Annotated in this window: 21 protein-coding genes; 1 reads left to right on the plus strand and 20 read right to left on the minus strand. The window is 39.0% G+C overall.

All coding sequences use genetic code 11. The annotated features are described in order from the left end of the window. Nucleotides 1–61 precede the first annotated feature (61 nt). Both uvrA and uvrB read right to left on the minus strand, forming a co-directional pair. Nucleotides 62–2,941 (minus strand): excinuclease ABC subunit UvrA, encoded by a 2,880-nt coding sequence (gene uvrA, locus EPL02_RS08920; RefSeq protein WP_094911102.1) that lies wholly within the window; start codon nt 2,939–2,941, stop codon nt 62–64. A 7-nt stretch (nt 2,942–2,948) separates the two neighbouring features. Further along, complete coding sequence (uvrB, locus tag EPL02_RS08925) at nt 2,949–4,928, minus strand: excinuclease ABC subunit UvrB (protein ID WP_094911101.1); 1,980 nt, start codon at nt 4,926–4,928, stop codon at nt 2,949–2,951. Nucleotides 4,929–5,219: 291 nt separating this feature from the next. Here uvrB and EPL02_RS08930 point away from each other — a divergent pair, with 291 nt between their 5' ends. Then, nucleotides 5,220–6,869 carry a sigma-54 interaction domain-containing protein gene (locus tag EPL02_RS08930; RefSeq protein WP_131887496.1) on the plus strand — a complete coding sequence of 550 codons (1,650 nt, stop codon included), beginning with the start codon at nt 5,220–5,222 and terminating at the stop codon, nt 6,867–6,869. Between the two features lie 37 nt (nt 6,870–6,906). Here EPL02_RS08930 and putP read toward each other — a convergent pair whose 3' ends face one another. From putP to fliS, 18 genes are all read right to left on the minus strand, one after another. Then, on the minus strand, nt 6,907–8,370 hold the full coding sequence (gene putP / locus EPL02_RS08935; RefSeq protein WP_094911099.1) for a sodium/proline symporter PutP: 1,464 nt from the start codon (nt 8,368–8,370) through the stop codon (nt 6,907–6,909). A gap of 121 nt (nt 8,371–8,491) precedes the next feature. Beyond that, on the minus strand, nt 8,492–10,060 hold the full coding sequence (pruA, locus tag EPL02_RS08940) for an L-glutamate gamma-semialdehyde dehydrogenase (protein WP_094911098.1): 1,569 nt from the start codon (nt 10,058–10,060) through the stop codon (nt 8,492–8,494). 24 nt (nt 10,061–10,084) lie between these two features. Next, nucleotides 10,085–10,999, minus strand: coding sequence for a proline dehydrogenase family protein (locus EPL02_RS08945; protein WP_094911097.1), 915 nt, complete (start codon nt 10,997–10,999; stop codon nt 10,085–10,087). A 273-nt stretch (nt 11,000–11,272) separates the two neighbouring features. After that, a complete protein-coding gene (locus EPL02_RS08950; protein WP_094911096.1) occupies nt 11,273–12,463 on the minus strand; it encodes a PDZ domain-containing protein in 1,191 nt (396 codons plus the stop codon). A 267-nt stretch (nt 12,464–12,730) separates the two neighbouring features. Continuing rightward, complete coding sequence (locus tag EPL02_RS08955) at nt 12,731–13,366, minus strand: FMN-dependent NADH-azoreductase (protein ID WP_094911095.1); 636 nt, start codon at nt 13,364–13,366, stop codon at nt 12,731–12,733. 156 nt (nt 13,367–13,522) lie between these two features. Further along, complete coding sequence (locus EPL02_RS08960) at nt 13,523–14,158, minus strand: FMN-dependent NADH-azoreductase (protein ID WP_094911094.1); 636 nt, start codon at nt 14,156–14,158, stop codon at nt 13,523–13,525. 44 nt (nt 14,159–14,202) lie between these two features. Further along, complete coding sequence (locus EPL02_RS08965; protein ID WP_094911093.1) at nt 14,203–14,520, minus strand: winged helix-turn-helix transcriptional regulator; 318 nt, start codon at nt 14,518–14,520, stop codon at nt 14,203–14,205. Between the two features lie 145 nt (nt 14,521–14,665). Next, nucleotides 14,666–16,108 (minus strand): S41 family peptidase, encoded by a 1,443-nt coding sequence (locus tag EPL02_RS08970; protein ID WP_094911092.1) that lies wholly within the window; start codon nt 16,106–16,108, stop codon nt 14,666–14,668. A gap of 173 nt (nt 16,109–16,281) precedes the next feature. Continuing rightward, nucleotides 16,282–17,604, minus strand: coding sequence for a murein hydrolase activator EnvC family protein (locus EPL02_RS08975; protein WP_131887497.1), 1,323 nt, complete (start codon nt 17,602–17,604; stop codon nt 16,282–16,284). A 110-nt stretch (nt 17,605–17,714) separates the two neighbouring features. Beyond that, the gene (ftsX, locus tag EPL02_RS08980; protein ID WP_094911091.1) at nt 17,715–18,605 is read right to left on the minus strand and encodes a permease-like cell division protein FtsX; all 891 of its coding nucleotides are present in this window, start codon (nt 18,603–18,605) and stop codon (nt 17,715–17,717) included. Then, the gene (gene ftsE, locus EPL02_RS08985) at nt 18,595–19,281 is read right to left on the minus strand and encodes a cell division ATP-binding protein FtsE (protein ID WP_061786090.1); all 687 of its coding nucleotides are present in this window, start codon (nt 19,279–19,281) and stop codon (nt 18,595–18,597) included. The genes ftsX and ftsE overlap by 11 nt, the downstream gene beginning before the upstream one ends. Before the next feature lie 302 nt (nt 19,282–19,583). Then, entirely contained in the window at nt 19,584–19,892 is a 309-nt protein-coding gene (gene cccB / locus EPL02_RS08990; RefSeq protein WP_094911090.1) for a cytochrome c551, read from the minus strand. A 69-nt stretch (nt 19,893–19,961) separates the two neighbouring features. Next, entirely contained in the window at nt 19,962–20,822 is an 861-nt protein-coding gene (locus tag EPL02_RS08995; protein WP_094911089.1) for a YitT family protein, read from the minus strand. A 118-nt stretch (nt 20,823–20,940) separates the two neighbouring features. After that, a protein-coding gene (gene prfB, locus EPL02_RS09000; RefSeq protein WP_131887498.1) for a peptide chain release factor 2 occupies nt 20,941–22,039 on the minus strand; the annotation gives its coding sequence in 2 pieces (ribosomal slippage) (nt 20,941–21,975 and nt 21,977–22,039; 1,098 coding nt in all). A 131-nt stretch (nt 22,040–22,170) separates the two neighbouring features. After that, entirely contained in the window at nt 22,171–24,687 is a 2,517-nt protein-coding gene (secA, locus tag EPL02_RS09005; protein ID WP_094911088.1) for a preprotein translocase subunit SecA, read from the minus strand. 231 nt (nt 24,688–24,918) lie between these two features. After that, complete coding sequence (gene hpf, locus EPL02_RS09010; protein ID WP_094911087.1) at nt 24,919–25,476, minus strand: ribosome hibernation-promoting factor, HPF/YfiA family; 558 nt, start codon at nt 25,474–25,476, stop codon at nt 24,919–24,921. A 197-nt stretch (nt 25,477–25,673) separates the two neighbouring features. Beyond that, complete coding sequence (fliT, locus tag EPL02_RS09015; RefSeq protein ID WP_131887499.1) at nt 25,674–26,024, minus strand: flagellar protein FliT; 351 nt, start codon at nt 26,022–26,024, stop codon at nt 25,674–25,676. Continuing rightward, entirely contained in the window at nt 26,021–26,419 is a 399-nt protein-coding gene (gene fliS, locus EPL02_RS09020; RefSeq protein WP_131887500.1) for a flagellar export chaperone FliS, read from the minus strand. Before fliS ends, fliT begins: the two co-directional genes overlap by 4 nt. Nucleotides 26,420–26,443: the final 24 nt, after the last annotated feature.

A 26,443-nucleotide genomic window follows, 5' to 3' on the forward strand; every position in this document is an offset into this window, starting at 1 on the left:
AAAAGTTTCAATATACATAAAATAGAAAAAAGGCGCTACCTTTAGCGCCTTTTCCTTTCTTCTATGCTTTACCAACAGTTTGAACTTCTTTTATCTTCTCATCCATACGCTTTCGATCCCGTTCTAAAATCGGTTTTAAATATTTGCCTGTATAGGACCCTTTCACTTCCGCGACTTCTTCTGGTGTACCTGTACCAACAATCTGACCGCCTTTATCCCCACCTTCAGGTCCTAAATCAATTAAATAATCTGCTGCTTTAATAATATCCAGATTATGTTCAATCACAAGGACTGTGTCACCATTTTCAACGAGGCGTTGCAGTACTTTTAGAAGTCGCGCAATGTCGTCAATATGGAGACCAGTTGTTGGCTCATCTAAAATATAAAGCGTTCGGCCCGTTGATCGACGATGAAGCTCTGAAGCTAGTTTTACGCGCTGTGCTTCTCCCCCTGATAGCGTTGTAGCAGGTTGCCCAAGCGTAATATATCCAAGACCTACATCATAAATCGTTTGTAGCTTACGCTTGATTTTCGGAATGTTTTCAAAGAAATGCAAAGCATCCTCAACCGTCATATCCAGCACGTCTGAAATATTATGATCTTTATACTTAACCTCTAATGTTTCACGGTTATAGCGCTTCCCATGACAAACTTCACACGGTACATATACATCCGGTAAAAAGTGCATTTCAATTTTAATAATTCCGTCTCCACGGCAAGCTTCACAGCGGCCTCCCTTTACGTTAAAACTAAAGCGGCCTTTTTTATAACCTCGCACTTTTGCTTCGTTTGTTTGGGCAAACACGTCACGAATATCATCAAAGACGCCCGTATACGTAGCAGGATTAGAGCGAGGTGTACGCCCAATTGGAGACTGGTCAATATCAATCACTTTATCTAAGTGCTCAATTCCTTTGATTTCTTTATGTTCGCCAGCTTTACTTTTTGCTTTATGAAGCTTTTGAGCAAGCGTTTTGTGTAAAATATCATTTACTAGCGTACTTTTCCCTGACCCTGATACGCCTGTCACTGCTGTAAACGTTCCAAGTGGAATACTTGCCTTTACATTTTTCAAATTATTTTCTTTTGCACCTACAATGTCAATCATTCGACTTTTGTCAACTGAGCGGCGCTCTGTTGGCAACGGAATAAAACGGTCTCCGGATAGATACTGACCCGTTAATGAATTTGGATCTGCCATCACTTCTTTTGGCGTACCCTGTGACACAACTGCTCCTCCATGGACACCGGCACCGGGACCAATATCAATTAAATAATCAGCAGCAAGCATCGTATCTTCATCGTGCTCAACAACAATTAGCGTGTTGCCAATGTCTCTCATATCTTGCATTGTTCGAATAAGGCGGTCATTATCACGCTGATGCAGACCAATTGATGGTTCATCTAGAATATACAGGACTCCTGTTAAGCGTGAGCCAATTTGCGTTGCTAGTCGAATACGCTGTGCTTCTCCACCAGACAATGTTCCAGCTGAACGATTAATCGTGAGGTAATCTAGTCCAACATTTACTAAGAATCCGAGTCGTTCTTTAATTTCTCTTAAAATCATGTCTGCGATTTTCATTTCTTTATCAGAAAGCTGCAGGCTGCTAAAGAAATTGTACGCTTCTTGAACAGAAAAGCGAGTCACGTTACCAATATGTTTCGAATCAATTAAAACGGCAAGTGCTTCTTTCTTTAAGCGGTGGCCTTTACATGTTGAACAAGGCTGTTCAGCCATATATTTTTCCATTTGCTCACGAATATAATCAGAACTTGTTTCGTGATAACGACGCTCTACGTTTGGAATTACACCTTCGAACAAAATTTCGTTTTCACGCACTTGTCCAAAGTCATTTTCGTACCGGAAATATATTTTGTCTCCATCGCTTCCATACAAAATCTTATCTAACAAATGCTTAGGTAAGTCTTTTACCGCTACATCCATATCAATGCCATAGTGAGCACAGACTGCTTCTAGCATTTGTGGATAGTACTGAGAGCTTGTTGGAGCCCAAGGAGCAATAGCATTCTCTCGTAATGTTAATGTATCATCCGGAATTACCAGCTCAGCGTCCACTTTAAGCTTCATGCCTAATCCATCACATGCTGTACAAGCGCCATAAGGACTGTTAAATGAAAACATTCTAGGTTCAAGCTCCCCAATGGAAAAACCACATTTCGGGCATGCATGATGCTCACTAAATAAGAGCTCTTCTTCACCGATAATATCGATAATAACTTTTCCATCACCAAGTTTTAGAGCCGTTTCTAAAGAGTCAGATAAACGAGATTGTACGCCTTCTTTTACGACGATTCGATCGATAACTACTTCAATCGAATGCTTTTTATTTTTATCTAACTCAATTTCTTCTGTTACTTCACGCATTTCTCCGTCTACACGTATGCGCACATAGCCTTGCTTTTTAATGTCTTCTAAAGCTTTTACATGTGCACCTTTTCGTCCAGATACAACGGGAGCAAGCACTTGTAATTTTGTACGCTCTTCATACTCTAAAATACGGTCGACCATCTGTTCAATGGTCTGAGACGTAATTTCAATTCCATGGTTTGGACAAGTTGGTCTCCCTACACGCGCAAACAGTAAACGTAAATAATCATAAATCTCTGTAACCGTTCCTACAGTTGAACGAGGGTTACGACTCGTTGTTTTTTGATCAATTGAGATAGCCGGAGACAAACCTTCAATGGAATCCACGTCCGGCTTGTCCATCTGACCAAGGAACTGTCGAGCATATGCGGATAGTGACTCCACGTACCGTCTCTGACCTTCTGCATAAATCGTATCAAAAGCAAGCGATGATTTACCAGAACCTGATAAGCCGGTTAGTACGACCAGCTTATCACGCGGAATTTCAATATCGATATTTTTTAAATTATGAGCGCGCGCGCCTTTTATTACGATTTTCTCCATCGCCATCTTGCTATCACCCTTCTGCTTTTAGTTCTAAAATGAGGTCACGAAGCTCAGCGGCTCGTTCAAAGTTAAGAGCTTTAGCTGCTTCCTTCATCTCTTCTTCCATTTCTTGAATTACTTTATGTTTTTCTTTTCCAGTCATTTTATCGAATGCAGGTGCTTGATCGTAACTTTCAGTATCCTCAGCTACAATTGTTGCTCGGATGGCACCGCGAACTTCTTTTTGAATCGTCTGCGGCGTAATGCCGTGTTTTTCGTTATATTCTTCTTGGATGCTACGACGACGCTTTGTTTCACTCATCGCAATTTCCATTGAGTTAGTAATACGGTCTGCGTACATAATAACATGCCCATTGGCATTACGCGCTGCTCGACCAATCGTTTGGATAAGTGATCGTTCTGATCGTAGAAATCCTTCTTTATCTGCGTCCAATATTGTAACAAGTGACACTTCAGGAATGTCGAGCCCTTCTCTTAGAAGGTTGATTCCAACTAAAACATCAAACTTACCAAGTCGTAAATCTCGAATAATTTCAATTCGCTCAAGCGTTTTAATTTCAGAATGCAAATACTGTACTTTAATGCCTATTTCTTTTAAGTAATTGGTTAAGTCCTCTGACATTTTTTTCGTTAACGTTGTAATGAGAACGCGCTCGTTTTTCGCAATTCGATCTTGAAGTTCACCAATCAAATCATCAATCTGGCCTTCAATTGGTCTCACTTCAATATTCGGATCTAGTAATCCTGTTGGTCGAATAATTTGTTCAATGACATCAGGCGCTTTCTCAAGCTCATAAGGCCCTGGTGTTGCTGAAACATGAACAATTTGATGAATATGATCTTCAAATTCATCGAATTTCAACGGGCGGTTATCAAGCGCGGACGGAAGGCGAAAGCCGTGGTCAACCAGCACTTGTTTACGCGCTTGGTCTCCGTTATACATTCCGCGAATTTGTGGAATAGTCACGTGTGATTCATCTACCACAAGAAGAAAGTCTTCTGGAAAGAAGTCTAGCAGCGTGTATGGTGTTGATCCTGGTGGACGTAGTGTTAAATGGCGAGAGTAATTTTCAATTCCAGAACAAAACCCCATCTCTCTCATCATTTCTAAATCATAATTTGTGCGCTGTTCAAGGCGCTGAGCTTCTAGTAACTTGCCTGCTTCTCGCATCTTTTCAAGCTGTTCTTGAAGCTCTTTCTCGATATTTTTAATGGCTACTTTCATCTTTTCTTCACGAGTTACGAAGTGAGACGCTGGGAAGATAGCAACATGCTCTCTGTCGCCAAGTACTTCTCCAGTTAAAGCATCGACTTCACGAATCCGATCGATTTCATCACCAAAAAACTCAACGCGAATGCAGCGCTCATCTCTTGACGCTGGAAAAATTTCCACTACATCTCCACGCACGCGAAACGTCCCGCGTTTAAAGTCGATGTCATTTCGTTCATACTGTACGTCAACAAGATCTCGAAGTAGTTGATTTCGCTCTTTTTCCATGCCGACACGAAGCGAGACAACCATTTCTTTATATTCTTCCGGTGAACCTAATCCATAAATACAAGAAACGCTGGCAATAATGATAACGTCTTTTCGCTCAAACAACGAAGACGTTGCAGAGTGCCGCAGCTTATCGATTTCGTCATTAATGCTTGCATCTTTTTCAATAAACGTATCGGTTTGTGGAACATAGGCTTCCGGCTGATAATAGTCGTAATAGCTTACAAAATATTCTACTGCATTATCCGGAAAGAACTCTTTAAACTCGCTATACAACTGACCAGCTAACGTTTTATTATGAGCAATAATTAAGGTAGGCTTATTAACTTCCTTAATTACGTTAGAAATCGTAAAGGTCTTACCTGTTCCTGTTGCACCTAATAACACCTGCTGCTGTTTTCCTTCCTGAATACCTTTGACAATTTTTTCGATTGCCTTAGGCTGATCCCCTTGAGGTTCATATGAGGATACTAGCTTAAATTGATCTGCCACAGAGAGACCTCCATTCCCTTAGTGTTAAAAATTATAGTACCGTAATCTCCTAAAACACGAACTTATATTCGTATTTTATCACTTCTTTTTATATAATGGAACTCAATAGTATTTGACTGTTCAAATTTTCCTTGTTTCTTCATCTCTCATTTGTATACCCAGTCTGAGCAAATATATAATCCCTTTGCAAATTAGCTGTAAAATAGATCAAAAGAAGCGCTTTGCGACCTTTTAAAAAGTATGATACATTTAATGAAAAGTAAGAATATGAAAGGGGTTTAGTACAATCCAATGAGCTCAATTAAAATAAACGACTCCTTTATTTTAACCAGTCCATCTACATCCATGTCCCAGATAAAATCCGAACTTTCTAACTTTGAATATGTTATCGTTTTTGATAAACATTATTACATCTTTCATACAACAGAACAGTTCGCCCTCCAGAGTGCTTCGATGAGCATGCCTATTATTGATTGGATTTATAAAACCAACTGGTCTCCTTCTACTATATCTACTTGGCTTGACCTCAAAACATCAAAGGTTAACTGGGAGCGTCCAGTTCTTATCCAAGCATACGAAACTAATTCTATTCACGGTGTACTTCATCCTTCCGATTGGATTCACTATCTACAAGCTGAAAATGAAGATGTTTTCTCTTATTTTGAAACGCTGGGAGAAACCATTAACGATGCTGTGACGGTTGTTGATGATAAAGGAAAAGTAGTACTGTGGAATACAGCGGCTGAAAATACGTACAAAATCGCTAAACAAGCAATTGTTGGGGAGTTTATTAATACGTACTTCGATGATGAATCCATTGTGCTACATAAAATCTTAAACGAAGGTCGACCAATCCGAGGCGCATACCATAAGCCAAATAAAGAAACGCATGTGTTAGTAAATGCTTCACCTATTGTAAAAGGTCATAAAGTGATTGGTGCAGTGGCAACCGAGCATGATATTACCAATATTATTCGACTGCACGAAGAAGTCGAACAAGACCCATTGGTAGGTGATAAGAGCTTATTTTCTTCTATTATTGGGGAGAACTCTTCCCTTGAAGAAGAGATAGAAATGGCTAAAAAGGTCTCGTCTACAAATATTCCTATTTTATTAACCGGAGAGGTAGGGTCTGGAAAAGAACTACTTGCTCAGGCTATTCATTACGATAGTACAAGACGAAACGAACCCTTTATTACGCTAAACTGCGCAACTATTCCTCCTGGCCTCATCGATATGGAGCTTTTCGGATATCAGCAAGGCGTATTCTCACAGCCTACAACCGATAAAAGGCCTGGAAAATTAGAGCTAGCAGCTAACGGAACCTTATTTATTCAAGATGTTCATAAGATGCCTTTAGATGTTCAAATTAAACTGTGTGACTATCTCGAAAACGCTGCTTATTACATGACGGGAAGTAATGAGCAAGTTCAAGTTAATACAAGGATTATGGCTTCAACATCTATCCTATTAGAGAGCTTAATCGAGCAAGGAGAATTTTATGAGGGCCTTTATTATCAGCTAACGGTCATCAATATTCATATTCCACCTTTAAAAGAGCGTCAGAATGAAATTCCAACGCTCATTACACAATTTATTGAAGAATTTAGCATAAAGTACGAAAAGGCAAAACCGATTCTTGATGAAGATATTGTGGAAACGCTTTGTCATCAAGAGTGGCCCGGTAATGTACGAGAACTTCGAAATACTATAGAACGACTAATCTTACTTAACGATTTGCCAACCATCACGGCACAACACTTACCAGCTGAATTAAAACGTCAAATCAATCTTCATGAGCCTTTGAATGAAGCATCCTCTGAAAAGCAGCTTATTCAAGATACGCTAAAAAGAACCTATGGCAATAAGAGCGCCGCAGCTGATTTATTGGGAATTTCAAGAGGAACATTGTATAACAAAATTAAAGAATACGGCTTGTAACCAAAAAGACCTTTCTAAATTAGAAAGGTCTTTTTGGTTACGCTGATTGATTATATTCTTCAAACTCGCTTTGCGTTTTCTCGTTCGGAGCAGGTGTTAATAGACTTACTACTACAATTCCAACTAAGCTAATTAAAAAACCTGGAATCATTTCGTATAATAAATCCGATAGCCCAGGGATCTTTGTCCATACAACAACCGTCACGGCACCAAGAACCATACCTGCTAACGCTCCCCATTTATTCATTCGTTTCCAATAAAGGCTCAATAAGATAACAGGACCAAAAGCAGCTCCAAACCCTGCCCACGCATAACCGACTAAGGATAGGATTGTACCGCTTTTATTAAATGCAATCATGACACCAATGATGGATACAAGAAGTACAAATCCACGTCCAACCAACATTAGTTCTTTATCACTTGCTGAACGTCGGAAAAATGTTTTGTACAAATCTTCTGTCAATGAACTTGACGTTACAAGAAGTTGTGATGAAATGGTACTCATTACGGCAGCTAGCAAAGCTGCTAATAAGAAACCTGTAATAATTGGATGAAATAAAATCGTACTTAATCCGATGAATACCGTTTCAGGATCGGCAATGTCCAACCCTTGTTTTGTGTAATAAGCCAAACCAACAAAGCCCGTCAGCATAGCTCCAACCACTGAAACAAGCATCCAACTCATTCCAATCCGGCGAGCAGGCTTGATTTCTTTTACAGATGAGATAGCCATAAATCGAACGATAATATGAGGTTGGCCAAAATAACCTAAGCCCCAGGCAAACAGCGAGATGATACCTAAGAAGCTTGTGCCACTAAAAATATTGAATAAGTCCGTATCAATGTTTCGAACCTCACTCATTGCCGGGCCAAATCCACCCATTTGTGTAAGAACCACAACTGGCACAAGGATTAAAGCAACAAACATAATAATTCCTTGAACGAAATCGGTCCAGCTAACGGCTAAAAAGCCACCAAACAATGTATAAGCTACGACTACTCCAGCTACAACCCATAGGCCTAGCTCGTAGTCTAGATTCAGCGTTGTTTCAAAAAGAACGCCTCCTGATACAATTCCCGATGAAACATAAAAAGTAAAAAATAGAATAATAACAATAGCTGATATCATGCGTAACATTTTGGAATCATCGTTAAAGCGATTTTCTAAAAATGCTGGAATTGTCATTGAATTATTAGCCACTTCTGTATACTTACGAAGACGAGGTGCAACAAATAACCAGTTAGCATATGCACCTAACGTAAGCCCAATTACAATCCACGAAGCACTTACCCCCTGAACAAACATAGCACCAGGTAATCCCATCATTAGCCATCCACTCATATCAGAGGCTCCTGCACTTAAAGCCGTTACGCCCGGGCCTAGCGAGCGTCCTCCTAATACATAGTCTGATAGATTAGAAGTCCTTCGGTAAGCATAATAACCAATTAATAACATACCGATCATGTATACCACAATGGAACTTAACAGCTGAATCTCCATCAAATCTCTCCTCTCAAATTTGCATAGAAATAATATACTAGATTTTAATTCAGAAGTAATCAAAAATTTTATGATAAAAAAATAATCAGAAAGGGCCCAGGGCCCCTCTGATTAAATCTCATTAAATCTTTCTAGCTGTCATTTTCCCTTGTGTAAATAGAAGTAGGTAGTCATATCCACCTGCTTTAGAATCCGTTCCTGACATATTGAAGCCACCAAAAGGATGTACTCCTACCAACGCACCCGTACATTTTTTGTTGATGTACAAGTTACCGCAATGCATTTCATTTAGCGCAGTTGAAATACGACTCTCATCCTGAGAGAAGAATCCACCCGTTAATCCGTAATCTGTATCGTTATAAATTTCAATCGCTTCTTTCCAGTCAGCTGCTTTTGCCATCGCAAGAACTGGACCAAAGATTTCTTCTTTCATAATACGTGCCTGCGGACTCACATCTCCAAATATAGTTGGTTCAATATAGAAGCCATTCCCTTCGGCAGGGCTACCCCCTGTTAGAAGCGTTCCTTCACCTTTTCCAATCTCGATATACGACAAAATTTTATTATATGCTTTTTGATCAATGACTGGACCGACTGCATGATTTTCTTCCGGAAGTCCAATACTAAGCTTTTTCGTGCGTTCTACAACCTTGTTTACCACTTCATCGTAAACAGACTCCACAATAATTGCTCGAGATCCTGCTGAGCACTTTTGTCCTTGGAAGCCAAATGCTGCTGCAACAATTCCATCAGCAGCTGCATCTAAATCAGCTGTTTCATCTACCACAATTCCATCTTTACCGCCCATTTCAGCAATGACACGCTTTAACCAAATCTGTCCAGGCTGTACTTTAGACGCTCTTTCGTAAATACGACAACCAACTTCACGTGAACCTGTAAAAGAAACAAAGCGTGTTTTTGGATGCTCAACCAAGTATTCGCCTACTTCAATACCGTCTCCCGGTACAAAGTTTAAGACACCTTCTGGTAAACCTACTTCTTTCATAAGCTCTACAAATTTAGCCGCAATAACCGGAGCTGAATCAGCCGGTTTTAAGATAACAGTGTTCCCTGATACAATTGCCGCTACGGTAGTCCCCGCCATAATAGCAAGTGGGAAGTTAAATGGCGAGATGATTACGCCTACTCCAAGTGGAATATACGTCATTTGCGTCTTTTCGCCATCTACAGGCGTTAATGGTTGATTAATGTGCGTCTCGCTAAGGCGAAGCATTTCTCTTGCATAAAACTCCATAAAATCAATCGCTTCTGCTGTATCTGCATCTGCTTCAGCCCAATTTTTCCCTACTTCATAAACAAGCATTGCAGAGAATTCATGCTTGCGCTGACGCATTAAATCTGCTGCTTTAAATAAATAGTCCGCACGCTCAGCTGGTGAAACGTTCTTCCACGTTTCAAACGTTGTTAACGCCTGTTGCATTGCTTGTTCTGCTAAAGCCGTTGTTCCTTTGCTCACACGACCAATGACGTCATCTTTACTCCCAGGGTTAATTGAAACAATATAATCTCCCGTATCAATTGTTTCGTTACCAATTGAAATTGGGTAGGTTCTCCCTAGCTCACCCTTTACTTTTTTCAACGATTTTTCCATCGCTACCTTATTTGCTTCAACTGTGAAATCAGTGAAAGGCTCATTTTTAAATACAGATGGTTTTGTTGTAATTGTCATATTCATCTACCCCTTTACGTGAAATTATTTTACAAAGTTCTTTAATACAAACCATACATTAGCTGGGCGCTCAGCTAATCGGCGCATGAAGTACCCAAACCAATCTACACCGTACGGTACATATACGCGCACTTTATAACCTTCTTTAACAAGCTTATCTTGTAACTCAACACAAATACCGTATAGCATCTGAAATTCAAATTGGTCATTTGGAATATTCAGTTTTTTAACTAACTCTTTTGTATAGTCAATCATTGCTTCATCGTGGCTTGCCACGGCTGTATAATTGCCGTTTTCCAAGTGCATTTTAATAATTTCTTTAAGGTTTTCATCTACATCTTTTTTTGCTGGAAATGCTACTTCAGGTGACTCTTTATATGCCCCTTTTACTAAGCGCAAGTTTGCTTGATATTGATTTAGGTCTTTAATATCTTGCTGTGTGCGATATAGATATGCTTGAATCACAATTCCAACGTTATCATACTCTTTTCGCAGCTCTTTATATATGTCTAGTGACTGCTGACAGTGAGCATAATCTTCCATATCAATTCGAACAAAAATTCCATGCATTTTGGCAACCTCAAGAATTTTGCGCATATTGTCCATGCAGAGTTCTTCGCTAATATCTAAACCAAGAGATGTCATCTTCAGTGATAAATTCGAATTAACATTTGAGTGCGCAATTGCATGTAATGTCTGCACACACATATCAGTAGATTCAGCTGCTTCCTCTTTGGTATATACAAATTCCCCAAGGTGATCTAACGTTGCAACCTTACCTGCAGCGTTAAGCTCTCTACAAGTATTAATAGCAGATTCAATTGAATCACCTGCCACAAATCTTGCTGCACCCATCCGTAGACCATACCTTTTTGCTAATTTATTCATTGAGTGATTTTTGCCTAACGATTGAAACATCGTTCTCATTAAAACCTCCATCAATACCAAGCCTCCTTCATCACATTAAGATTTAAAAGATTCTTAACTTACTATATGTTCAGTATACTCTCCTCTCTACAATTTTGTAAACGCTTTCTGTGTATTTTTTGAACAAATTTGTTTATTTTTTATAAAATATACACTTTTGTTCAATCGATAATTTGATTATATCTAACATAATAGGAATATACTAGAAGTTTGTTAAGACATCTGCCATACTTTTTTCAAACAAAAAAACCCTACTTCTTTTCATAAAGAAATAGGGTTTCTGACTTAAACAGCTTCCGATGTTAGCTGCTTGTAGTTATGAACAAATAAAATGCCTAGCTCATGATGTTCATTATCGTACAAAGCGCGCTGAGCAAAGCGAACCTCACCCGAATAATCAAGCACTTCTAATTTACAGAAAGCGCGATTATTAACTTGAAGCGCTTCGTAAAATTTTGCAACTTCTGATACAGGCACACCGTTTACTTTTGTAATTAACTCTCCAACTTGTAAGCCCATTTTTTCAGCGGGTGATCCTGGAATAACTCCCAATATGATAACACCCTCTAATTTTTTTGTGAAAAATGGTGCTGAATTTTCATCTACCACACGTTGTTTTGTACTAATCCACTGTCGAACTACGATACCAAGAGCCGCCACAACAAGTGAAAATAGTGGAACAACCAATGTTATAAATGCCACTAAAACTAAACCAACACCTAAAAATAGTACTCTTTTTCCCGTGAATGAAATTGATGCGCTTGGCAACATGCTTTGAATTCGTTGACTAAATCCTATCGCAAATGGAACAAAAAATAAGCTAAACGACGTTTGCCCCACCGTAAGTACTGGCCACCAGCTGAAAGTGGACGTAATTGCATCACCAGGAACTAATAAAAACACCGGAACAACCCAAAGCTTTTGAGAGAAATGAGCACCAATCTCTTGGCCTCGTTTGCTCTTAATAATAGCAGGAGAGGTTCCTTTTACGCCAAACTTCCAAATTAAATACCCTTCTGCTACTACTAGTAGCGCTAACAAAAACGTTAGCGATGGTAAATGTGCATCCTTTAATTCAAGTGACCATGTATGAACAATCCCGCTTCCAATTCCTACGTTAGGAATAACTAGCGTAGCAAAAATGGTTACACCTAACACATAAGCGGGCGATAACCATCGGAATGTCCACGGTCCACTCAGAAGAAACGTGATTAAAGCAATAAACACAAGCGTTCCAATAGTTACGTATGTCCCTACTAAAACAGTGATAATTGAAAGGATTAAGCCAATAATAATACCCGGAAAAAATAAATACTTCGCTTCTAAAATAAAATCAAATACTCGAACGTGAAAGTTTTTTCGTTCACGCTTAACGCGTGCCAGACCAACAAAGAATGAAACCAGTAAAAATAAATAGGTGAGCGGATGTATAAAAAGCTTTCCCGCTCCTTTTAAAATCTCTATTACGACTTCCATCTTTCCACCGCCTACTACTCCCTCAACTTCTTATTTTTATTTATCAACGCAGATTTATATGTATAACCAGTAATTTCATTTTAACAAAGTATGAGAACAACCGCCAATGTTGTTTTTTTCTAAAAAACAGTCCTCCAAGTACTATGAGAAAAGGAACAAATCATTCATTTTTGTATGTTAACTGTCTGTTCTACACATATGTGTTCAATTCTATTTACCCAAAAAAAGGGCATCTACTGTGTAGATACCCTTTTTCTTACTTCTTTATTAAAATTTGCGTGCTGCTTCTTTTGCTTTTTCAATGCCGCTTGCTTTAATTTCTTCTGCTTTGGCAGGCATTGCATTATGACCTTCGACAAATAATCCCTCAAATGACGGAACCCCAAAGAAATTCATCATAATGCCAATATAGCGATGTCCCATCTCCACATCTGCTGCTGGGCCCTCTGAATAGATACCACCGTTTGCTTGAATATGGAATGCTTTTTTATCTGTTAATAATCCAATTGCTCCCTGCTCTGTATAACGGAATGCTTTTCCTGCTACAGCAACAGAATCTAAGTATGCTTTCATAACCGGCGGGAATGAGAAGTTCCACATTGGATTTACAAATACATATTTATCAGCATTCGCAAATTGATCGCTTAATTCGTTTAAGCGAGCGATTTTACGCTGCTGGTCAGCAGATAACTTATCAAATGCTTCACCTGCTCCTAATTTTCCCCATCCACCAAAGATATCTGCATCTAATTGTGGAATATCTTCTTTATAAAGGTCAATGTGTACAACCTCGTCGCTTGGATTTTCTTCTTTATATGTGTCGATAAATGCTTTTCCTGCAGCCATACTGAATGAAGTTTGATGGTCATGCGGATGTGCTGTAATATATAATACTTTTGCCATGTTGAATTCGCACCTTTCTGTCACTTTTTTTAATAACTATGTTACTAATAGTAACTTAGGTAACCTTTTTAGTCAACTATTTTATTTGCGTTTAAATGGTTACTCTGTTTTTTATTATGTCTTTTAAATATAAAAAAAAGACTGGTAAAAGTCTTTTTAAAAAGTAGTAGCAATATTCAACGCCTGATTTATTGCTTTTTCTTTGAGTTCTTTTGCTTTAGTTGGAAACTTCACCTGACCTTCAATAATAATGCTCTCAAAGGATTCAATCCCAAAAAAGTCCATCATTACTTCTAGATAGCGATGTCCCATTTCACGGTTTACTTCTGGGCCTTCTGAATACACATCTCCTCGAGCTTGAATATGAAGTGCTTTCTTTCCTTTTAACAAACCTTCCGCACCTTCTTTTGTATATGTAAACGTCTTGCCTGATACAGCAATTGCATCAATATAAGCTTTCATAATGGCAGGTACCGAAAAATTCCACATCGGCGTAACAAACACATATTTATCTGCTAATAAAAATTGTGCACCTAATTCTGCCAGTCGTCCTACTTTCATTCGTTCATCTGATGATAGCTCTTCTAAAGAGCCCGTTGTGCGCAGCTTTTTCCATCCATTAAATACGTCCTTATCTAAAAATGGTATGTCAGCCGTATATAAATCCAAATGAACGACTTCATCATTTGGGTTTGTTTTTTGGTAGGCTTCAATAAATTGCTGACCTACCGCCATACTTAATGATTCATCTTCACTTAGTGGGTGCGCAGTAATATAAAGAACGTTTGCCATCTTTGGTCTTCCTTTCTATAGCTAGTCTTCTACTTCTGTATTTGTTAATCTTTAATCCAGCTTTCTGCCCATTGCGTAATGGGTCCTAAAATTTGCCCTAGCTCTTTTCCTTTTTGCGTTAGAGTATATTCTGTTCGAATTGGACGCTCCGGTATAACTGTGCGTAATACAATATCATGCTCTTCTAATTCTTTAACTCGCTCAGTTAATAATCTTCTACTTAAAGCTGGAATTGCCTCATTGAGCTCGCTAAAACGCTTTGGACCGCTCATCAGCACGTAAATGATTAAACCTGTCCATTTTTTACCAATCAGTTCAAAGCTCTTCTCTACCTTTGGCTGTAATTCTTTTTGTTCTTCCATATTAGTGAGCTCCTCCTTTATTAATATGGATGAAAAAACAACTTGTTCACTTATTGTAACAGAAAAAGGGAATAAACATGCTCACTATTTCTACAAAAACCCCCTCTTTACAAGCCTGCAAAGAGGGGGTTTTTGTAGTTATTCATTATTCGCTCGCAAGCTTTAGAGCCGTTTCTAATTGACGATCATCTTCTTTAGACTTTATTTTTTCCAGCAGCTTCGTCTGAAGTAGTGCTGCTGTATCTTCGTCAATTTCTCCCGTCACTTTTTGGTCATTTGTTTTTTGGAACGCTTTTACAGCTGTTTCTGTTTCCTTACCGAAATATCCATCGGTACGGCCAGGTTCAAAACCTAATCCCTTTAACATTTGCTGTGCATTTTTAATTTGATCATCTGTCATATCAAATTTCAGTGTTTTGGTAACTTGAATTGGATTTGTGTAGTAATAGTCAGGCTGCTTTACTTCAACAGTTGGCTTAATTCCTTTTTCATTAATCCAGTTGCCATCGGGTGTTAACCATTTATAGAATGTCAGCTTTAAGTTACTGCCATCTTCCATTGGCACAGCTTGCTGAACTGTTCCTTTACCATATGACTTTTCACCGACGATGTCATATCCACCAGCTTCTTTTAACGCACCGGCTAAGATTTCTGAAGCAGATGCGCTACCACCATCGATTAGTCCTACAATTGGATAATCTTTTGGTTCTTTTAAAGAAGACTTAACCGTTTGGCGATCACCATCACGCTCTTCAATTTGTACATACGGCTTTTTACCTGTTACAAGCTCATCTAACATTTTCTCTACACTTTGGAGATAGCCACCTGGATTTCCACGCACATCAAGGACAAGTCCCTCAATGTTTTTCTTTTCAAGTTCTTTTAGCTGCTTTTTAAATTCATCCTGGGTTGATTCAGAAAATGAAGTAATCTCCATGTAGCCAATTGATTTACCATTTACTTTCTTTACAGATGAATAAACAGTTTCAATTGGAATTTCGTCACGGACTACATCAACTTTCATTATATCTTTTACACCGGGACGCTGAATGTCTAATTTAACGGTTGACCCTTTTTTACCGCGGATTTTGAGTACAGCATCATAAAGCTCTAATCCTTCAATGTTTTTACCATCAATTTTTAAAATCTGGTCATTTGGCTTTAAACCAGCTTTTTCAGCCGGTGATTCCTTAAATGGTGCTACGATTGTAACCTTGCCATCTACCATGCTAACTTCTGCACCAATTCCTTCAAAGGATGAGTCAAGCGATTGTTCAAATTGCTTTGCTGTTTCCTTATTCATATAGGATGAATGAGGGTCATCAAGCGTCTGTACCATTCCTTGAATAGCACCTTCTAGTAATTTTTTTTCATCTACATCCTTATAATATTGGGATGATATAAGGTCATAGGCTTGCTTAATCTTTTCAAACTCACCATTTACATCTACATTGTTTGTCCCTGTAGCCGACGAGAGACTTGATAAACCAGCGCTTTGAGCACTTGCATATTGTAATCCAAAATAAGTACCTGCTGCCCCAACTACAAGAGAGAGTATCATTAATAATGCCACTATTTTTCGATTCAAGCTCTTTCATCCTCCTCAACCCTGACCCATCTCTTTTTATTATAATAGATAGCCTTGAAACTATGTAATAAAAAGGATGCATGTGTTATTTGTAGCAAAAGGCACCACACAAATCAAGTGTGATGCCTTTTTGTTAAGATTTTATGATAAGCTTGTACAACATATGCACAAAATTAGAAGTTAATATAATTTTCAGGGTTTACAGCAGAGCTGCTTCCTTGCCAATCTCCTTTATGAAGTTCAAAGTGCAAATGTGCACCAAATGAACGACCTGTATTACCCATGTAGCCTAACTGTTGGCCTTTTCCGATTGACTGACCGCTAGACACATTATAACTTTCTAAGTGCGCATAGACTGATACCCAAGTTTGACCGTTGACGTTGTGACGTACAAATACAACATTTCCGAAAGATGATGAATAATACGCTCGAATAACTGTTCCATCCGCTACAGAGACAATTGGTACGCTACCGCCACGTTTTCCAATATCAATTCCGTAGTGCATGCGACCAAACGTTTCACGATAACCAAATCGAGATGTAACTGGGCCGTTAGCTGGGCGCATGAACGAACCACTTGTTACTGCTGGTGCAGCTTCTTCTGCTTTTTGAGCTGGTGCTGCGCTTGGTGCAGATTTTGCTGCTGGCTGTGATTGACTAGCTTTCGCTTCTGCTTCAGCTTTTGCCTTTGCTTCTTCTGCTGCTTTCGCTTTTTCACGCTGCGCTTGTTCCCAAGCTGCCTTTTCACCTTCTGCCGCTTTCTTTTGGTCAGCTAATAGAGCTGCTTCTTCTTCTAAACCAACAATTTCATCGTTTGCTGATTGTTCTTGGGATTGTAAAGTAGCAATTAATTTATCTTTTTCAGCGACTTGCTTCTCAAGGTCTGCCGACAATGTTTCAAGTTCTTTTAACGCTTTTTCAAGTGAATCTAGCTTTGTTTGAACAGCGGTTTCTTTTGTTTGAAGCTCTTTTTTGTCTTGCTCATGCTGAATTAATAGCTCACGGTCCGCTTCTACAATCGTAGACACTGCACTAACACGGCTAATGAAGTCACCAAAGCTTTGTGAACCTAATAGAACTTGCATGTAATCTACTGAGCCACCGCTTTCCTGTAGTGCTACAGCTCGATCTTTTAGCAGTTCGTTTCGCTTTTCAATGCGTTCTTTTACTTCTTCAATTTCTTTTTTTAATTTTTCAATTTCTTTCTTTGTTTCTGATATTTCAGACTCACGACTGCGAATTTTCTCATTTGTCTCACCAATTTTTGCATCTAAACGCTTCATTTCGGCTTCTGTTTTTTTCTGTTGCTCTTGTAAAGATTTTATTTCTTCTTTACCTTCATTAATGTTTTTGTTTACATTTGAACTTTTTTCATTTAAGTCGCTAATCTTTTTATCAATGTCTCCGTTTGCATAAGCGATATTCCCCGAACTTAACCATACACCACTTAGCCCGACAAAAGCCGCTGCTGTAACCGTTAATACTTTGCGTTTCATTTGCCTGTTCTCCTCATTTGTACATGTTTTTTATGTGCTTATCATCTTTATATGTAAGAAGACAAATCTAACGTTTAGGCTAGATTTGTCGTGGTACTGAATAATATAGTTTATTTTTTTAAGAATTTTCGAACTGATAGCATACTTCCCCAAACGCCGATAAATCCACCGATTACAGCAAGTAATAGCGCAATTTGAAGCGTGAATGGGAACGTTGGTAAAAGCTCAAAATATCCGTTGAATTTTGGCTCAGATTGATTGAATACAAATGTATACACACCAATTAAGACACCAATTGGTACAATTGAACCTAATAATCCAAGCAACAACCCTTCAATGAAGAATGGCCAGCGAATAAATAGGTTTGTTGCTCCTACTAATCTCATAATCTCAATTTCTTCACGACGAGCAACGATGGTAATCTTAATTGTATTAGAAATTAAGAACATTGCTGTGAAAAGCAAACCGATAATTAAAGCAATTCCAATGTTACGGGCAACTTCTAGGACGTTAAACAGCTTTTCAACTTCTCCTTGTCCGTATTGCACATTTGTAACATTCGAGTATTTTTCAATCTCTGTAGCAACCTTAGCCACATCGTTTGGTGTTTTTGTTTTCACAATAAATACGTCATTTAATGGGTTTTGTTGTTCAAAAGGTTCAAATGCTTTACCTTCTTCACCCATGCTATCAATTAAGCTTTTGAGCTCTTTGTCTTTAGAAGAAAAAGACACCGTATCAACACGGCTAATTGCTTTTAATTCCTCTTCAATAGCCGACTGCTCTTCGTCTGTAGCTGCTGGATCGACATGTACTCGAATCTCAACGTCGTTTTCAATTAAATTGGCTACATGATTTAGGTTAAGCATAAGCGTTAAAAAGACACCAACTAGTAGTAAGGTAACTGTTACCGCACTAGCTGATGCAAAAGTCATCCACCCGTTTCGACTAAGACTTTTTGCTCCTTCTCGTAAGTGGCGACCGAATGTTCTAGCCTTCATATCCGTAATCACCTCTTACTTCATCACGCACAACTTTTCCATTTTCAATAGCAATTACTCGTTTACGAATTGCATTTACAATTTCACGATTGTGAGTTGCCATTAAAATCGTTGTACCGCTTTTATTAATTTCTTCAAAAATGTCCATAATCTCCCAAGACGTTTCAGGATCTAAGTTCCCTGTCGGCTCATCTGCAATGACCACTTTTGGTTTATTTACAATAGAACGCGCAATTGACACACGCTGCTGCTCTCCACCAGATAATTCATCTGGGAATGCACGCATTTTATTTTTCAACTTTACAAGGTCAAGCACTTCCATTACGCGCTTTTTAATTTCCTCTGGGTGCTGCTCAATAACTTCTAAAGCAAACGCCACATTTTCATATACCGTTAACTTCGGTAAAAGTTTGAAGTCTTGGAAAACAACCCCAATATTACGACGGAAGATTGGTACCTTGTGACTTTTAATTTTGGCTACGTTAGAGCCATTGACAATGATGTCGCCCGTAGAAGGTTTTTCCTCACGGTACATCATTTTAATGAATGTGGATTTACCCGCTCCACTTGGTCCTACGATATAAGCAAATTCACCTTGATTAATCTTGATGCTAATCCCATTGATTGCTTTCACACCGTTCGGATACGTTTTATAAACATTTTGCATTTCAATCATCAGTTATCACCTAATCAAGTGTGTTATTTTCATTCCCGTCTTTCGACAAAGAACTACAAAAAAAATCAAAAAAAACGACTCATTTCAGTTGCTTTCTCATTATAACATCACTTTTCGAGAATTTAAGCCCTAAAAATATTACATTTTCATTTCAAATATGACAATAGTCGGATTCACATAACCTGTTTTATCTCCCTAAAAAGACGTCTTCTATCAAGGAAATTAAAAGAAATAGCGGGACTATTTCCGCCTAAACTTTTGTAAAAAAATAAAACGAGAAGCTCTTTGCTCCTCGTTTTATATCATTTCTTTTCAGCTAACCATTCCGCAATTTTACTCGCTTCCTGTTCATTTACCAAGCCTTTTGGCATACTTCCTTTACCATTATTAATAATGTCTTCAATTTCTTCTTGTGAATATTTCGCGCCAGCCTTCTCAAGGTTTGGTCCTCTTGCACCTTCAAGATTTTGCCCATGACAACCTGAACAGTTTTGTTGATAAAGCTCTTCTCCACTTGCTTCAGAAGCTGTTTCAGAAGACTCATTACCTCCACCGCACGCTGCCAATGTAAGAGATGCTCCTGCAATGATTGCTAATGCTAATTTCTTCATGGCTATCCCTCCTCATTCCACAATAAAATTAACCATTTTTGTGAAGTTTTTCACTCTATTATAACCTACTTACGAACGTTTAAAACCCTCTCCCAGTACCTCTGAAGCGTCTGCAACAATGACAAATGCAGACGGGTCAATTGCTTTAACCGTTTGTTTCAATTTTGTGAATTCTGTTTGTTCAACAACAACCATTAAGATTGGTCGTTCTTCATCCGTATATCCTCCATAGGCTGACAAGCGTGTCACTCCGCGATCAATTGTATGTAAAATTTCGTGTCGCACTTCTTTCTCTTTATTCGTAATAATAAGTGCCATTTTCGAACGCCCGACGCCTACTTGGACAAGATCAATAGTTTTACTTGTGACATAAAGGCCGATTAGTGCATATAGTCCTCGTTCTAAATCAAATACCAAAGCAGCTGCAATCACAATGAGCCCATCAATTAAAGCCACACAAATACCGAGCGATAACGACGTATACTTGTGAATAATTTGTGCAGCTAAATCCGTGCCTCCGGTGGATGCATGCCCTCGAAACACAAGTCCTAATCCAACCCCCACACCAATGCCACCAAACAACGCTCCAAGAAGAGGATCCGTTGTAGCTGGTTGAATATCACTTGTTAACAAGACAACAAATGGTAAAAAAACCGTACCAACTAAGGTTCTAGCTCCAAATTGCCACCCAACCAACAAAGCTCCTAAAAGAAAAAGCGGTACGTTAAAAGCCCACTGTACATAAGCAGGAGACCACCCAAATAAAGCATTTAAAATCGTACTGATCCCGCTCACACCACCCGATGCAATATGATTAGGTAGTAGAAATATATTAAAAGCTACCGCCACGATACTTGCCCCAACAATAACATAGACAATTTGCAGCAATCGGTCAGATGCAGAAAATACGTCTCTTTGCGATCTTTTCATAATAGTCACCTCAGTTAACGACTTTTACCATAGCGTATGTAACTTTTAAGCAACTCATGCTGTCAGAAAAAACCCCTGGTTCCGCGCTTGCGCGAAAATCCAGGGGATAATACTACTCTTAAATATGTGAACGTAAGTACGCATCAATGAATAAATTAATATCTCCATCCATTACGCTTTGTGTATTTCCGATCTCAGTATTCGTACGGTGGTCTTTTACAAGGGAATATGGATGGAATACATAAGAACGAATCTGACTTCCCCAACCGATATCCTTTTGCTCACCACGAATTTCAGCTAGCTGCTCTTGCTGCTTTTCAATCTCTAACTGATAAAGCTTTGATTTTAACATTTTCATTGCTTGCTCACGGTTTTTAATCTGTGAACGCTCTGTTTGACAAGAAACAACTACGTTAGTTGGTAGATGGGTAATACGAACAGCCGAATCCGTCGTATTGATATGCTGACCACCCGCACCACTTGCACGATACGTATCCACTTTTAAATCCTCTGTACGAATATCAATATTGATTTCGTCGTTAAACTCCGGCATGACATCACATGATACGAACGATGTGTGACGACGACCAGATGAATCGAACGGTGAAATACGGACAAGTCGGTGTACGCCTTTTTCTGCTTTTAAATAGCCATATGCATTATGACCCTTAATTAGTAACGTAACGCTTTTAATTCCAGCTTCATCTCCAGGAAGATAGTCTAACGTCTCAACCTTAAAGCCTTTTTTCTCTGCCCAGCGCGTATACATACGCAGTAGCATTGAGCCCCAGTCTTGAGATTCCGTTCCACCTGCACCAGGGTGAAGCTCTAAAATGGCGTTATTCTTATCGTAAGGCTCACTTAATAGAAGCTGCAGCTCAAATTCATTCATACCTGACGTTAACTCTTTTAACTCGTCAACCAGCTCGCTAGCTAAATCTTCATCGTATTCTTCTTTTACAAGCTCATACGATACTTGTAAATTTTCATATGTTTCATCTAAGTGATTAAATTGATTTACAGCATCTTTTAAGCCATTTGCTTCATTGATGACTGTTTGTGCTGCTTGCTGATCATCCCAAAAGCTTGGATCAGCCATTCTTTCATCTAGCTCATCGATACGAGCTTGCTTGTTATCGAGGTCAAAGAGACCCCCTAAAGTCCGCTAATCGCTTAGCTGTTTTCTCTAACTCTTGCTTAATTTCTACTAAATCCATCGTTCAAACACCTCTATCATATTTTTGACACACAGGAAGGAAATGGGGACTGCCCATTTCCTTCCTGAGGGTTACTATCTGTATGTGATTGTAACACAGTTTGCCGCTAAACCAATAACGCTTCCGTACTTTTATGCTTCTTTTCCGCAGCAGTTTTTATACTTCTTACCGCTTCCGCAAATGCACGTATCGTTACGACCTACATCAACCGCGTTAACTTTTGGCTTTTTTTTCGCAGGTGCATCCCCTTCTTTCGGGTGCACGGCAGCTTGTCCTTTCGCTACTTCTTGACGCTCAAGGTTGTTGTTAATCTCCGCTTTCATCATGTACTTCGTCACTTCTTCTTCAATTGTGGCAATCATATTTTCAAACATTGCAAAGCCTTCCATTTGATACTCGCGAAGTGGATCCGTTTGACCATATGCACGAAGATGAATACCTTGACGCAGCTGATCCATCGCATCAATATGATCCATCCATTTTGAATCAACTGCGCGAAGAACAACAACTTTTTCAAACTCACGCATTTGTTCTGGCTCAAGCTGATCTTCTTTTTCGTTATAGCGTGCTTTTGCATAATCAACAAGCATTTCTACAATTTCTTCAGGCTCTTTACGGCGTAACATTTCTTCCGTAATTTGCCCTTCATCTAGAATATTAGCATTTACATAATCAACGATACCTTGTAAATTCCAATCTTCTTCTAACTCATCACCTGGTGTATACGTAGCGACAACTCGTTCAACTGTTGATTGGATCATACGCTCTACAATATCACGCAGATTTTCTGAATCCAATACTTCAAAACGCTGCTTGTAGATTACTTCACGCTGCTGACGTAATACATCATCATATTGAAGCAATTGTTTACGCGCATCGAAGTTGTTACCTTCTACTCGTTTTTGTGCAGATTCAACGGCTCTTGTCACGATTTTACTTTGAATTGGCTGTGAATCGTCCATACCAAGGCGATCCATCATGGACATCATGTTATCAGAGCCAAAGCGACGCATTAGCTCATCTTCCATTGAAAGATAAAATTGAGAAACCCCAGGGTCTCCTTGACGACCAGCACGACCACGCAGCTGGTTATCAATACGACGAGATTCATGACGTTCTGTACCAATTACAGCTAAGCCGCCTGCTTCAATAACACCTTCGCCTAATTTAATATCTGTTCCACGTCCAGCCATGTTTGTTGCAATTGTCACCGCGCCTTTTTGACCAGCATTTTCGATAATATCAGCTTCACGCTCATGCTGCTTTGCATTTAAAACGTGGTGTTTAATGCCTTTTTTCTTTAATAATGAAGACAACAGCTCAGACGTTTCAATTGCTACTGTACCAACAAGCACAGGCTGTCCGTTCGCATAGCGCTCAGCAATATCCTCCACAACGGCCTTAAACTTGCCTTCCATTGTTTTATAAATTAAGTCTGCTTTGTCATCACGGGCAATGTCTTTATTCGTTGGGATTACAACTACCTGCATGTTGTAGATGTTTCGGAACTCTTCCTCTTCCGTCTTCGCTGTTCCCGTCATACCCGCTAGCTTTTCATACATACGGAAGTAATTCTGGAACGTGATTGTTGCAAGCGTCATACTTTCGTTTTGAATATCAACATTTTCTTTTGCTTCGATTGCTTGGTGAAGCCCATCGCTAAAGCGACGACCTTTCATTAAACGACCCGTAAATTGGTCGACGATTACGACTTTCCCGTCTTCTACCACATAATCAACATCATTTTGCATCGTTACGTGTGCTTTTAACGCTTGGTTAATATGATGATTTAAAGCGACGTGCGAGATATCAAAAAGGTTTTCGATACCAAACGCTTTTTCAGCTTTAGACATTCCGTCTTCAGTTAACTGAACACTCTTCGTCTTCACATCAAACGTATAATCCGTTTCTTTATCAAGCGTGCGAACGAATGCGTTAGCTTGAATGTAAAGAGCCGTCGACTTTTGAGCAGTTCCAGAGATAATCAACGGTGTACGCGCTTCGTCAATTAAAATGGAGTCAACCTCATCGATTACAGCGAAGTGAAGCGGACGTTGTACCATTTGCTCTTTATAAAGCACCATATTATCACGTAAATAATCAAATCCTAGCTCGTTGTTTGTTGTATACGTAATGTCAGCAGCATACGCTTCTTGCTTTTCATCTTTTGTTAAGCTGTTTAGATTTAAGCCAACTGTTAAGCCTAAAAACTCATAAAGGCGTCCCATTTCAGTTGCGTCACGGCTTGCTAAGTATTCATTGACCGTTACAACGTGCACGCCTTTTCCAGTAATTGCATTTAAATAAACAGGCATTGTTGCAGTTAACGTTTTACCTTCCCCTGTTTTCATCTCAGAGATATTCCCCTCATGTAAGGAGATACCACCCATTAGCTGCACTTTATAAGGATACATGCCTAATACACGCTTTGCTGCTTCACGTACAACTGCAAAAGCTTCCGTCAGCATATCGTCTACAGATTCACCATTTTGATAACGCTCTTTAAAGTCTACCGTTTTCTCACGAAGCTGATCATCTGTCAGCGATGCAATATCAGGACCCAACGCATCAATCTGTTCAGCCATTCGTTCTAAACGACCGATTTGGCGTTGATTTCCGTCAAACACTTTTTTAAATAATCCAAGCATATTAAACGCTCCTCTATTTATAATCAATACATTTTGTACTTGTTATTTCCTTATTATAAAACATTCTGAATAAAATTGTAACATCGGGGCTAGACAAGTAGCAACTTATACTCATATTACGGAATTGATCATTTACTCAATATTGCCCAGAAGAACCAGGACAAGCAAAGTAAACTAGACAGCGCTAAAAAAGACAGCGAATAAAGCTCGCTGCCTTAGGAGTTACTGTATTTAGTTTGGTTCAATCAGTCCGTATCGCCCATCTTTTCGGCGATAAACGACATTGGTTGTATTTGTGTCGGCATTTGTGAAGACAAAGAAGCTATGACCAAGCATGTTCATCTGTAGAATTGCTTCTTCACTATCCATTGGTTTTAAGTTAAATCGTTTTGTACGGACAAGCTCTAGCTCTTCTTCATCCGTTTCAGCTGCAACGGCAACGCTTGAGTCACCTTCCAACGCAGCGAATAGGTATTTTTCAGCACCTTTTTCACGCATTTTACGGTTCACTTTTGTTTTATGCTTGCGAATTTGGCGCTCAAGTTTATCAAGGACAAGGTCGACTGCGGCATATAAATCTGTATGCGTCTCTTCAGCACGTAATACAAGATCAGTCATTGGAATTGTAACTTCTATTTTTTGGTCGTTGTTGTATACTTTTAAGTTTACGTTTACATCAGCATTAGGTGTACCATCGAAATAGCGCTCTAACTTGCCGAGCTTTTTCTCTACATATTCCCTGATTGCTGGAGTTACCTCAATGTTTTCGCCACGAATGTTGTACATCATATTCGAACTCCTCCTTTAATCATTGCTATACCTCTATATTTCTACAATACCCGACACTTTCCCTTCTTAAACCTATATTTTTTTGAAAATTCAGCGAATAAATTTTCAAATTTAAGAAAGTGTATGTTGGAACTCAAAAAAAAGACCTTCTTCAAAGAGAAGAAGGCCTTATTTTTTCAATTTTTTATGCTTTCTATTCAGTTTCGCTTATCGTAAAAACTTCCATCGAATGTTTCATTTCCATACGGGTTAACATAACGATTAACATGCTGTTTTTTGGCCTTTGTTTTTTGAAGGTCCTCTTCAACACTTTTTTTCCATTTTAACAATGTTGAATCAATGATGGCATTCATGCTAACGATGATTTTCCCTCTCGCATCTTTTTGGCTTTCTTTCGACTGAACAAGCTCGTCAATATATTGACTTCGCTCTTGAAGCAAAGATTCCACTTTCGTAATCATATCCTCACGTTCTTCTGCAAGAAGCGGCTGTTGTACAAGTCCATAGAGCTCAGCCGTCAGGTCATATAAGGAGTCCAGAGACGTCACACTTGGCCACCTGAACCATGGGTTTGCTTACGATTCATTTGAATAACCTGCTTCCACGTATCGCGAAACTCAACGGCATATTCCTCTACTTCGTCGAGGATTTCTACGCGATTTTGAACATTGGCTTCAATTAAACGCTGATTCATATAGTCATACATCGCCATCATTTCTTTTCCAACCGTAGCACTTGTATCCAACGTAACCATTAGCTCTTGAATAATTTTTTGTGCTTTAAGTAAGTTTTCGTTTTTCACTTCGATATTATGTTGTTCAAACCCCATACGGGCCATTTTAATAAATTTAATACATCCGTTGTAAAGCATCAGCGTAAGTTCACCAGGTGAAGCGGTTTGAACTGCCCCTTGCTGATACGCTTGATAAGGATTTGCTGCCATTTCCTTCACTCCTTCTCGTACTTT

Source organism: Bacillus sp. CBEL-1 (assembly GCF_004348885.1).
In the GTDB taxonomy this organism is placed as follows: Bacteria; Bacillota; Bacilli; order Bacillales; family Bacillaceae_H; genus Priestia; species Priestia aryabhattai_A.